Genomic DNA, 12,652 nt, shown 5'->3' with positions numbered 1-12,652 from the left:
CGGCTTCCTCAACCGGTCGACCATGCCAACCGCCCGCCAGAGCTCGCGCGTTGCCGTCCTCGTGTTGGCGCTTGCCGCCCTCCTGCTTCCGTCCTCGCGAACGTTAGGCGCGCAGTCGCGCGCGACCGGGCGTCCGGCGCGCCCCGACACGCTCCTCGCCTTCGTCGGCGCCACGCTGATCGATGGGACGGGTGCCCCTCCGCTCACGGACGCGGTCGTCGTCGTCAGCGGGTCGCGCATCGCCGCGGTCGGTGGCCGGGCGACGACCGCGGTCCCGCGCGGGGCCCGCGTCATCGACGTCGCCGGCAAGTGGATGACCCCCGGCTTCGTCGATGCGAACATCCACGCTTCCATCTACAGTGGGCTCGAGAACTTCGCCCGCTACCAGGATCGCTTCACCGACGTCGCCATCGAGGCGGCGCAGAACCACCTGAAGGTTGGTGTGACGACGGTGCGCGACTCGTACGGGATGCTCGCCCCGCTCGTGGCGGCGCGCGACGCCATCCGGCGCGGCGACGTCCCCGGGCCGCGCCTGTACGTCGCCGGCAACATCGTCGGATGGGGTGGCCCCTGGTCGTTCTCGTTCACCGGGCGCCCCCCGGAGAACCTCTCGTTGTTCCAGGAGCAGATGAACGATGCGATCGCGGAGGGCGCGGGCGAGGAGTTGGTGAACATGGAGCCCGATTCACTGCGCGCGGCGATCAACCGCTACCTCGACAAGGGGGTCGACTTCCTCAAGTTCGGCGGCACGTCGCACTTCGGCTTCCCCGTGTTCATCGGCTTCTCCGAACGATCGCAGCGCGTCATCGTCGACGCCGTGCACGCGCGAGGGTTGGTCGCGGAGACGCACTCCACCACCCCGGAAGGGCTCCTGATCTCGCTGCGGGCCGGTGTGGACGTGGTGCAGCACCCCGAGGTGCTGGATGTCCCCATGTCCGACGAGATCGTGCGCGAGTTCGTGGAGCGCAAGGTGGTCTGCGCCATGCTCTCCAACACGATGACGGGGGCACCGTGGACGGAGTACATCACCAAGCTCCGCCGCGACGATTCCACTCGTCAGGCACGCGTCGATTCGGCGCGTGCCAAGGGGGTGGTGCCGCGCGCGCGCACCGAGGCGGAAAAGCGGCGCGACCAGGGCGATCGCGGGATGGCGATCCGGCGCGCCAACGCCGAGAAGCTGATCAAGGCGGGGTGCGTCACCACGATCGCCACCGACAACTACCTCGGGCTCGCCCCGGAATTCCGCCGCGAGCCCAAGCCGGCGTGGCAGGATCCGGGGACCGGGTCGCTGGCCGCCATCGAGGGGCTGGTCGAACTGGGGATGACGCCGCTGCAGGCGTTGGTGGCGTCCACTCGCAACGGCGCCCTGGCCAGCAAGGCGCTCGACGACTACGGGACGATCGAGCGCGGCAAGTCGGCCGACCTGCTGGTGCTCACCGCCGATCCCTTGGCCGACATTCGCAACATCCGGCGCCTCGAGACTGTCGTGGCGCGCGGCACGATCATCGATCGGGAGGCGCTTCCAACGAAGAAGATCTGGACTCGTTCGGGTCGATGAGCGACTCGGCGGCGTGATTGCAGAGCGCGCACGCACGTGCCATCACGCGGAATCCGTGCAGCGTCACGTGCCGCGAGAGGAACTCGGGGCGTGACGGCTCGTCGCGCATCAGGTCGGTCGACAGGTACTTCTTGTTGCTGTCGGGGAAGACGGTGACGACGACCGCGTCGCGCCCCAGCCGTTCCTGCGCGATGATGCTGGCGAGGAAGTTGGCGCCTGACGAGATCCCCACGGCCAGCCCCACGTCACGCGCCAGCTTCTGCGCCATGATGATGGAGTCGCCGTCGTCGACGGCGATCGGCTCGTCGAGGTAGTCGAGGTCGACGATGGGGGGGATGAACTCGTCCGAGATCCCCTGGATGCGATGGTGCCCGACCTTGTGGCCGGTGGTGAGGGTCGGCGAGTTCTCCGGCTCCACCGGATAGAGGGCGATCGAGCGATCGTTCTCGCGCAGGTAGCGCCCGGTTCCCATGATCGTCCCGCCGGTGCCGACCCCCGCGACGAACGCATCGGGGGCGAGGCCGAGCGGGGCGAGTTGCCACCAGAGCTCGGGGCCGGTGCTCTGCTCGTGGGCCGCGGAGTTGGCTTCGTTGGAGAACTGGCGCGGCAGGAACGCCCCGGGCGTCCTGGCCGCATGCGTCTCGGCCAGCGCGATCGAGCCCAGGAAGCCACCCTCTGCTCGCGAGACCAGGCGCACGTCCGCGCCGAACGAGCGGATGAGGTTGATGCGCTCGCTACTCATCCAGTCGGGCATGAAGATGGCCACCCGGTGGCCGAGCGCGCGCCCTAACGCCGCGAAGGAGATCCCGGTGTTGCCGCTCGTGGCCTCGACGATGAGCGCTCCCGGCGCGAGCACGCCCTGCTGCGCTGCGCTGCGCAGGATGTGGAGCGCCATCCGATCCTTGACGCTCCCCGTCATGTTCATCGACTCGAGCTTGGCGTACACCGTGCGCGACTCGCCGCCAAAGCTGAAGTCGAGGGCGAGCAGCGGTGTGTTGCCGACGAGGAGCGCGAGCGACCGAAGGCGATCACCGTAGACGGCGTCGAGCGGCCCGTTGGGGGCGGGGCGATTCGGAACGGTCGACGCCATCGTTAGGTCTCCGGGACGCGGGAGTCGCGCCGACGCGATGGACGCCGCGCCAGGCGTCATCCCTCGAATCGGGCCTGCCGTAGAATGCGAGGCGGCCACCGTGCGCGCCACAGGACCGGACGGTCCTTCGACGGCACGCGTTGCGAGCGCGCGTCGGCCCACCGACCGCGCCGCGATGGCGCGGCTCTCCGCAAAGCACGCCTCGGGAGGACAGCGTTTCGTCCTCCAGCGGCGACACCGGAGGCGCCGGTCGGATGCGCGAGATCTCGCACGCCGAGTCGCTGCAACGACTTACGCGCTCACGGCGCCGCTCTCGCGCGTGGCACCGATGCTGCCCTAGATACGGTTGGAGCGTCGCGCGAGCGACGTGCCGTACCTGGCACCGGTTGACGCTTCGACACCCCGACGCGGGAGAGACCATGCGAATCGCCTTGTTTGCCCTGATGGCCACCTCAGTCCTGGCCGTGTCCCCTCGCGTGAGCGCTGCCCAGCGAGTGCCGAGCGAAGGGGAAGTCCGGTCGCGCGAACGCGACGTCGACGCGGGGGCGCAATGACCGTTGGGATTGGGACCGGAACCGTGACAAGAACCGCGACCGGGATCGTGATCGGGATCGCGACCGGGATCGCTACGACGATCGCCGGGACAACCGGGGGATCGGGTGGGGGTACGGGCGCGATGACGACTGGAAGGCGTACGAACGCGAGCAGCGTGACTTCGAGCGTCGCAGCCGTCGCTGGAACCGCTACCAGTGGGACGCCTTCCGCGACTGCGAGCGCGACTTGTGGCGCCGCTCGCGCTGGGATCGCGTGGACACGCGTCGCGAGGCGATCCGCGAGCGCCGGCGGATTCGCGACTACTGCGAGCGACGCGTCTCGCGCTGGTAGTCTCCGGCAGGCATGATTGAGGGCCCCCAGCCGCATCGGCTGGGGGCCTGTCTCATTCCTGCCCTCCCCGATGGACCGTCGACTTCCCTTCGCGTTGCACGCCGCCCTTGCGGCGCTTGCCGCCCTCGCCGCCGCCCGCCCCGCCAGCGCGCAGACTCGGCTCCTCCGGCAGCCGACCATTAGTGCGACGCACGTCGCCTTCGCGTACGCCAACAACATCTGGACCGCACCGCGCGATGGGGGCGATGCTCGCCGCGTGACGACCTTCCAGGGGGTCACGACCAATCCGCGCTTCTCGCCGGACGGGAAGTGGATCGCCTTCAGCGGCCAGTATGCCGGCAACACCGACGCCTATGTCGTCCCGGTGGACGGTGGCGAGCCGCGTCGCCTCACGTGGCACCCGGGGGCGGACGTGGTGCAGGGGTGGACGCCCGACGGCGCGCGCATCGTGTTTTCGTCGGCGCGCGCGTCGTCCAACGGCCAGCCGAAGTTCTGGACCGTCGCGCCGCAGGGCGATGTGGAGACGGCGCTCCCGATGCCGCGCGCCTTCCAGGGGAAGATTGCCCCTGACGGGAGGCGCGTCGCCTATCGCATGAACGGCTCGTGGGACGATGAACGACGCAACTATCGCGGCGGGCAGAACCGGGCGATCTGGATCCTCGACCTGGCCAGCCACGAACTGACGTCGCCCCCCTGGACCGATTCGAAGGACATCGACCCGGCGTGGATCGGCGACGTGGTCTACTTCGCCTCCGATCGCGACGGCGTGCACAACGTCTGGTCGTACGACACGAAGACCAAGGCCCTCGAGCAGCTCACGAAGTTCACCGACTTCGACGTGAAGGCGCTCGATGCGGGCGGTGGTCTGGTCGTCTTCGAGCAGGGCGGCTACCTGCACACGCTCGACCCGCGCACCCGCCAGCACAAGCGCCTCGCCATCACGGTCCGCGGCGACTTCCCGTGGCTCGTGCCACAGTGGAAGGAGGTCGGCAACCGCATCAGCAACATCGCCCTCTCGCCCACCGGAAAGCGTGCCGCCGTCGAGGCGCGCGGCGAGATCTTCACCATCCCTGCCGAGAAGGGCGACTGGCGCAACCTCACGCGCGCCAACGGGAGCGCCGAACGTACGCCGGCCTGGTCGCCGGACGGCAGGTCGGTGGCCTACTTCTCCGATGCCGGCGGTGCCTACCAGCTCGTGATCGCGTCGCAGGACGGCATCACGCCGCCGCGCACGATCTCCCTCCCCGAGCCGTCGTTCTACTACACGCCGGCCTGGTCGCCCGATGGCTCGAAGCTCCTCTACACCGACGCACACCTGCGCCTCTGGGTGACCGACGTCGTGTCAGGACGCTCGAGCAAGATCGACACCGATCCGTACATGCTCCCCGAACGGTCGATCAACGCAGTCTGGAGCCCCGACTCGCGCTGGATCGCGTACGCCAAGCGGCTCCCGTCGCTCTTCCGCGCCATCTTCGTCCACGACGTGCAGACGGGCACCACGCGTCAGTTCTCGGACGGCATGGCCGACGCTTCGTGGCCGGCGTGGGATGCGAGCGGGAAGTACCTGTATTGGATGGCGTCGACCGACTTCGGTCCGCGCTCCGGATGGTTGGACATGTCGTCGTACGATCATCCGGTGACGCGCGCGATCTATGCGGCGGTGCTGCGCAAGGCCGATCCCTCTCCACTGGCCCCCGAAAGCGATGAAGAGGGCGAGGGGAGGCGGGAGACGGGCGTGGCAGCGCCCGTGGCGCCGCCGTCGGGGGCGGCGGGAAACCGGGATGCGACACCGCTGGCGCCCGCGGTCACGATCGACTTCGACGGCCTGGTCAACCGGGTCGTATCGTTAGGCGTGGCGCCGCGCGACTACTCGGCGCTCAAGGCCGGGGGCGCGGGGACGCTCTTCTTCCTCGAGAACACGCCGGACGTCGGGACGGCGACGGGCGGACCGCAGGGCGGGGGCGACGTCCTCCATCGGTACACGTTCAAGGAACGCCGGGCGACGCCGTTCGCGTCGGGCGTGGCGCAGTACACCATCTCGCAGGACGGGAAGAAGCTCCTGTGGCGCGGTGCCGGTCCGCAGGGGGCCCTGGCGATCGTGAACACCGAGGGCCCGGCACCCACGGCGGGGCAGGGGCGCCTCAACGCCGGCATTCGCATGCTCGTCGACCCGCGCGCCGAGTACAAGCAGATGTTCGCCGAAGGGTGGCGCAACCAGCGCGAGTACCTGTACGTGAGCAACATGCAGGGGGCCGACTACGAGAAGGTGAAGGCGATGTACGAGCCGATGGTGGCCCACGTCGCGCACCGCGAGGACTTCGGCTACCTCCTCGACATGACGGGGGCCGAGGTGGCCGTCGGACACTCGTACGTGCGCGGCGGTGACCTCCCCGACGTGCCGCCGGCCAACGGCGGCTTGTTAGGCGCCGACTTCGTCGTGGAGAACGGGCGCTATCGCATCGCGCGCATCTACGACGGCGAGAGCTGGAACCCCGAACTGCGCGCCCCGCTCAGCGGCCCCGGGATCAACGTGAAGGTCGGCGACTACATCCTGTCGATCGATGGCGCCGAGCTGCAGGCCCCGGACAACATCTATCGCCTCCTTGACGGGACGGCGAACCGGCAGGTGGTCCTGATGGTGAACGGCACCCCCGACATGGCGGGGGCACGGCGCGTCGTCGTCACGCCGGTTGCCAACGAGAACGGATTGCGGAATCGCGCCTGGATCGAGGGGAACCGCCGCCTCGTGGACTCGCTGTCGCAGGGGAGGTTGGCCTACGTGTACATCCCCAACACGGGGCAGCCGGGCTACACCTCGTTCAACCGGTACTACTTCGCTCAGCAGCACAAGCAGGGGGCGATCATCGACGAGCGCTTCAACGGTGGCGGCTCGGCGGCCGACTACATCATCGACATCCTCGAGCGCGACTTCGACGGCTACTTCAACAATATGTTCAAGCGGCGGAAGGTGGGGCCGCTCGTCGGCAAGCGCACGTGGGGCGGACTCGTGGGGACGTGGGATACCCCGGTGCTCATCGATGGCGGCACCATGATCGCCCCGCGCGGCGGCTTCTTCACCCGCGACGGCAAGTGGGCGGTGGAGAACGAGGGGGTGGGGCCCGACATCGACGTGGAGAACACGCCGAAGGAGGTCATTGCCGGTCGCGATCCGCAGCTCGAGCGCGCGGTGCAGGAGGCGTTGCGCCTGCTCCCCTCGGCGCCCACGCGGATGATGACGGAGCCGCCGCCGCCGTTGTGGGGGAAGCGGAAGCCGTAGGGCGGACGGGAGACGGGAGACGGGAGTGCGCACGGCGGTGCCGCGCGCGGTGCGCATGCGAATCTCACCGCTTGTCGGGTGCGAGAGGGACGGGAGAAGCGTTGGCGACGCGTTAGGCGCGTCGCCAACGCTTCTCCCGTCTCCCGTCGCTCGCCCTATTTCACCAGCAGGATCCGCGGATTCACCGGGTACACCCACTCCACCCCGCGCTCGGTGATGACCGCGTCGTCTTCCAGCGGAATGCGGAGCTTCTTGCCCCCCCACTCCGGGATCGGCGTGTAGGCGAAGAGCTCGATCGAGAAGAGGTTGCTCGGGCGGATCTCGTAGGTGAGGCGGCCGGGGTTGAAGAACGCCATCGACGGCCCGATCCCGTGCCCCCAGTCGCCGACCGAGTGGCAGCCGATGATGAACTCGATCGACGCGTCAGCGCGCACCTGGTTGAAGCCACGCATCGGGAGCGGGCCGCTCTTGGCGATCGCCGCGTTCACCTCGTCCATCATCGCTTGTGCGCTCTTCCCCGCCTTGGCGGTGCGGTGAATGACGTCGCGCACCTTCACGGCGTTGTCGAAGGCCCGCTGGTAGCTCGCGGGGAGCGCCACTTCGCCCGGCTTGAGGACGTAGGCGATGCGCTTCTGGTCGGTCCACATGTTGAGGTAGCCGACGCCGAAGTCGATCATCATCAAGTCGCCGCGCTGGATGATGCGGTCGTTGGAGGTTGCCTCGATGCCGTTGGGGCCGGTGATGTAGATCGAGGGGACCTCGAACGACGTCCCGAGTCCGCGGCGCAGCATCTCGTCCTGGATCCACCACGCGACGTCGGCGAGCGTCGTCACCCCCGGCGTGATGACTGCGTTGGAGAGTGCGCGCTCGGCGATCTGGCGACCGATCTCTCCCGCAGCACCGAAGGCCACGAGCTCGCTCGCCGTTCGCCGCGAGCTGAAGTCGGAGACGAGCTTCTCGGCCGACGCGATGCGCGAGGCGTAGGGGGCGCCGAGCGTCTTCACGATGTGCGCGTGCAGGGTATGGGTGAGGCCATCGGCCATTCCCATCTCGTCGGACATGTTGAGCCCGATCTTCTTCGGGTTGCGCGCCGTGACGAAGGCGGCCAGGTCGGCGCCGTCCTCGTCGATGTCGTAGGCGCCGCACGCCTCGCGATGGTGGTCGGTGAGGCCTAACGCCGCGCGTTCCACGCGGTCGCCGCGGTCGGTGAAGATGTAGTAGCCGATGCTGCCGGCGTATCCGCGCCCCAGCACGTCCCACATGGGATCGTAGTGTCCCTCCTTGATCGCCACGATCCACATGTCGATCCCGTTCTCCCGCATCGCCTCGGGGAGGATCCGGTCGAACTTGTCCTTCCGGATCTGGCACATGCGCTCCCAGCGCACGCGCGCCTCGTTGACGGCCTGCGCCGAGCCGGCGCGGGGGAGGGCGGCGGCTGCAATGAGCGTGGCACCGGTGGCGAGGAGCAGGCGCAACGCGCGGCGGCGTGGGGTCGATGTCGTGGGAGTCACGGGAGTTCGGCGCAGGCGCATCGTGGACGGCATGGAGGGATCGGCGGGGGGATGGGGCAACGCAACGTCCGGCGCAGGGGCGGCGCAAGTCCGGACTCGCCTCGCCGCCCCTTCCGAGGCAGATTCCCGCGCGGACGGGCGCCGCCAACGCGAGGCGTCGCCCGCACGTTGTAGAAGCACACTCCTCCCCACCCCGAGGCGCAGCATGCACCAACGCAGTCCGATCTCCGCGCACCGTGGCGCGGCGGGGGCCACGCTCCTCGCGGCCGTCCTCCTCGCCCCGCAGCTCGGGGCGCAGGCGACGGCCGCCGCCCGACCGGCCCTCGCGCGCCGCGCTCCCGCGGCACCGCTCACCGAGGTGAGCGCGTCGCACCTCGCCAACCTGCAGTACCGCATGATCGGCCCCGCGCGTGGTGGCCGCGTCACCACGGTGACCGGTGTGCCGCAGGAGCCGCACACGTTCTACATGGGCTCCACCGGTGGCGGCGTCTGGCGCACCACCGATGCCGGGCAGACGTGGCAGAACATCAGCGACAAGTACTTCAAGGTCGGGTCGATGGGCGACATCGACGTCGCCGACTCCGACCCCAAGGTCATCTACGCCGGCACCGGCTCCGATGGCTATCGCTCGAACGTCGCCATCGGGATCGGCGTCTACAAGTCGAGCGATGCCGGCGCCACGTGGGCGCACGTCGGGCTCGACAAGGTCGGAAACATCGGCGGGGTGGAGATCCACCCGAACAACCCGGACGTCGCCTTCGTCGCCGCGATCGGGAATCCGTTCCGCCCCAACCGCGAACGCGGCGTCTATCGCACCACCGACGGCGGCAAGACGTGGACGAACGTCCTCTTCGTCTCCGACTCCACCGGCGCGGTCGACGTCGAGTTCCAGCCGGGCAATCCGAACGTGGTGTACGCCTCGATGTGGCGCGCCGAGCGCAAGCCGTGGACGATCATCTCCGGCGCGCGCGAAGGCGGGATCTACAAGTCGGTCGACGGCGGCAGCACCTGGAAGAAGCTGACGAACGGGCTGCCGGGTGATCTTTTCGGCAAGAGCAACCTCGCCGTCTCCCCCGCCACGCCGAACGCGGTGTGGGCCATCATCGAAGCCAAGCCCGGGAGCGGCCTGTACCGCTCTGACGACGCTGGGGAGAACTGGACGCTGGTGAGCAGCTTCGGGCCGATGCTCACCCGCCCGTTCTACTACACCGGCGTGGTGGTGCACCCCAAGGATCCCAACGTGCTCTGGACGATGAGCGAGGGGTTCTACAAGTCGACCGATGGCGGGAAGACGTTCCGCCCGCAGAACATCCCGCACGGCGACAACCATGACCTCTGGATCAACCCAAACAATCCGGAGCTGATGGTGCAGTCGAACGACGGCGGCGCCACGGTCACGCTCAATGGCGGGCGGACCTGGTCGACGCTGTACAACCAGCCGACGGCGGAGATCTACCAGGTCATCGCCGACAACCAGTTCCCCTATCGCCTGTACGGCGCACAGCAGGACAACTCCACGCTCATCGTCCCGTCGCTCCCGCTCACGTCGGGGCGCCCGGACTCGCCGATGCAGGAGTGGATGCAGGGCCCCGGGTGCGAGACCGGCCCGATCATGCCGCATCGCACCAACCCCGATACGGTCTACGGCGCCTGCAAGGGACAGTTCTCGCGCATGAGCATGCGCACCGGGCAGGAGCAGCCGTACTGGAACGGCGGGCAGTCGCTCTATGGCAACCCGGGCAAGGACATGATCCTGCGCTTCCAGCGCGTCTCGCCGATGGAGGTCTCGCCCAACGAGCCCAACACGGTGTACTACGGGTCGCAGTACGTGCACCGCACGCGCGACGGAGGGGTGACCTGGCAGACGATCTCGCCCGATCTCACGCTCAACCCTACGGAGCGGCAGCAGGCGCCGAGCGGCGGGCCCATCACGATCGACGTGACGGGGGAGGAGTACTTCTCGGTCATCTACGCGATTCGCGAGTCGGTCCTCGAGCCCGGGGTGATCTGGACCGGCGCCAACGACGGTCCGTTCTACATCACGCGCGACAACGGCAAGACGTGGAAGGACATCACGCCGCGTGGGCTGGTCGCCACCTCGGACGACTTCACGCGCAACGGCTTCAAGGGGCCGCCGGACGGTTGCCGCACCCAGCAGATCGAGCCGTCGCCGCACCGTCGCGGTTCGGCGTACTACGCCGTACACTGCTACTTGTTAGGCGACTTCCGCCCGTTCCTGTATCGGACGGATGACTATGGGGCGACGTGGACGCTGCTGACGCCGGGGACCAACGGCATCCCGGCCAACACCCCCACGCGCGTGGTGCGCGAGGACCCGGCGCGTGAGGGACTGCTCTACGCCGGCACCGAGTTCGGCATGTACATCTCGTTCGACAACGGCAGGCAGTGGCAGTCGTTCCAGCGCAACCTGCCGGTGGTGCCCATCACCGACATGCGCGTGCAGCACGGCGACCTCCTGCTCTCGACGCAGGGGCGCTCGTTCTGGATCCTCAACAACCTGTCGTCGCTGCACCAGCTGTCCGACCAGGTGGTGAAGGCGGACGCCGAGTTGCTCGCGCCGCGTCCGGCGATCCTGCAGCGCTACGCCGGCTCGTTCGGCGGCGTCGAGTCGTCGCGCTCCGACCCGGCCGATCCGCAGTACCCGCCGGCCGGGGCGCAGATCGACTACTGGCTCGGTCGCGCGCCGTCGGCGCCGGTGACGCTCGAGATCCTCGATGCCACTGGAAAGGTGCTACGTGCCTTCACCAGTGCCGGGGAAGGGGAGCGCGAGACGGTGCAGCCGTCGATGCGGCAGATGGTGAGCGAGCGCTCGGGGGCGCCACGCCTCCCGGCCGCGGCGGGGGTGAACCGCTTCTATTGGGACTTCACCGTCGCCGGGCCGTGGGACGCCAACCCCGCCCGCAGCGGGCGCAACGGGCCGCGCGTGGTCCCCGGACGGTACAGCGTGCGCCTGACGAGCGGGAGCTGGTCGGCGACCCGGCCGCTCGAGCTGCGCATGGACCCGCGCATTGCACGTGACGGGGTGACGCTCGCCGACCTGCGCGAGCAGTTCCAGCACAACGTCAAGGTGCGCGACATGGTGACCGAGGTGAACCAGGTCGCCGCGCAGATCGAGGACGGGCGCCGTCGCCTGGCCTCGGCGGCCAGTGCGGCCGACACGCTGAAGGCGCTGGAAGCGCTGCGGGCCAAGGTCATCATGCCGTCGGTGCGTTACTCCAAGCCGGAGTTGCAGGCACACATCCAGTACCTCTACAGCATGACGATGCAGGCCGACCAGAAGATCGGCCGCGACGCCATCACGCGGTACGGGGTGTTGCGGAAGGAGCTCGACGAGCGGATCGCCGAGTTGCGGAAGGTGCTGGGGACCCCGGCGGTCAGCGACGATGACGACGACGCGCCCGACGGGGGCTCCGGCGGGTGGTGACGCGGTAGGGTCCTCCCGGGCGTAACCGCGTTCCGGGCTCGGCGGCGCTCCTCACGGCGAGGGGCGCCGCCGTGTTGTGACAGGTCGTGTGTCACATCGTCTTTACACTGCAAAGCACTTGACGACAGTACGGGCACGGCGACATTCTCCCCCCATGACGCGACACGACCGCCCACTCAAGCTCGAGCCCCCCGCGCCGCCGCCGGCGCTGTCGGACCGGGCGCTGGACAACCTTCGCTTCATTCGGCAGACGATGGAAGCGGCGGGGACCTTCACGGCCGTCTCCGGGGCCGGGATCACCCTGACCGGCATCGTGGCGCTCATCGCCACCCTTGTGGCGGGGACGCATCTCGAGTCGCCGCGCTGGCTCCTCACCTGGATGGCGGCGGCGCCGATCGCCTTTTCGGCGTCGGTTTACCACACCGTGCGCAAGACGCGCGCGTCGAAGGCGACGTTCACCACGGCGCTGGCCCGCAAGCTGGCGCTGGCCTTCTTCCCGTCGCTGGTCGCGGGAGCGGTGCTGACCGCCGTGGCGATCCGGGCCGGGTGGTATCCGGCGCTCCCGGGGATGTGGCTCATGATGTACGGCGCCGCGGTCATGGCCGGCGGGGCGATGTCGGTCCCGATCGTCCCGGTGATGGGGGCGCTCTTCATGGGCTTCGGGGCGATCGCCCTGGCGGTCCCGCTGGTCTTTGCCGGATGGCCGCCGGAGCTGCGCGGTGTCCTGCTGAATTCGATCATGGCCGCCGGTTTCGGCGGGCTGCACGTGCTGTTCGGCTATCTGATCTCACGGAGGTACGGTGGCTAAGCGAAACACAGCCGCCTCGACCCGTCCTCCCGCGGGGGACGTCGGGGCCCACGGGCCGGGAGCGGGCGGGCTCTCCTC

At 69.1% G+C, this 12,652-nt stretch carries 6 protein-coding genes; 4 read left to right on the top strand and 2 right to left on the bottom strand.

All coding sequences use genetic code 11. From position 1 onward, the window contains the following. Positions 1–22: 22 nt before the first annotated feature. Complete coding sequence (locus IPN47_13275) at positions 23–1,558, top strand: amidohydrolase family protein (GenBank protein ID MBK9408987.1); 1,536 nt, start codon at positions 23–25, stop codon at positions 1,556–1,558. On the opposite strand, the gene IPN47_13270 is transcribed toward IPN47_13275, so the two are convergent. Beyond that, the gene (locus tag IPN47_13270) at positions 1,503–2,648 is read right to left on the bottom strand and encodes a cysteine synthase family protein (GenBank protein MBK9408986.1); all 1,146 of its coding nucleotides are present in this window, start codon (positions 2,646–2,648) and stop codon (positions 1,503–1,505) included. The genes IPN47_13275 and IPN47_13270 overlap by 56 nt on opposite strands. A gap of 955 nt (positions 2,649–3,603) precedes the next feature. Here IPN47_13270 and IPN47_13265 point away from each other — a divergent pair. Next, entirely contained in the window at positions 3,604–6,810 is a 3,207-nt protein-coding gene (locus IPN47_13265; GenBank protein MBK9408985.1) for a PD40 domain-containing protein, read from the top strand. A 155-nt stretch (positions 6,811–6,965) separates the two neighbouring features. Here the strand turns inward: IPN47_13265 and IPN47_13260 are convergent, their stop codons facing one another. Next, the gene (locus IPN47_13260; protein MBK9408984.1) at positions 6,966–8,342 is read right to left on the bottom strand and encodes an aminopeptidase P family protein; all 1,377 of its coding nucleotides are present in this window, start codon (positions 8,340–8,342) and stop codon (positions 6,966–6,968) included. Between the two features lie 373 nt (positions 8,343–8,715). Between IPN47_13260 and IPN47_13255 the strand changes: the two genes are divergently transcribed. Together IPN47_13255 and IPN47_13250 are read left to right on the top strand one after the other, a co-directional pair. Further along, the gene (locus tag IPN47_13255) at positions 8,716–11,766 is read left to right on the top strand and encodes a hypothetical protein (GenBank protein MBK9408983.1); all 3,051 of its coding nucleotides are present in this window, start codon (positions 8,716–8,718) and stop codon (positions 11,764–11,766) included. A 154-nt stretch (positions 11,767–11,920) separates the two neighbouring features. Further along, positions 11,921–12,574, top strand: a complete 654-nt coding sequence (locus tag IPN47_13250) for a hypothetical protein (protein ID MBK9408982.1) — start codon at positions 11,921–11,923, stop codon at positions 12,572–12,574. Positions 12,575–12,652: the final 78 nt, after the last annotated feature.

This window comes from Gemmatimonadota bacterium (assembly GCA_016719105.1).
Classification (GTDB): Bacteria; Gemmatimonadota; Gemmatimonadetes; order Gemmatimonadales; family Gemmatimonadaceae; genus SCN-70-22.
This window is presented reverse-complemented; position numbering and strand designations above follow the sequence as displayed.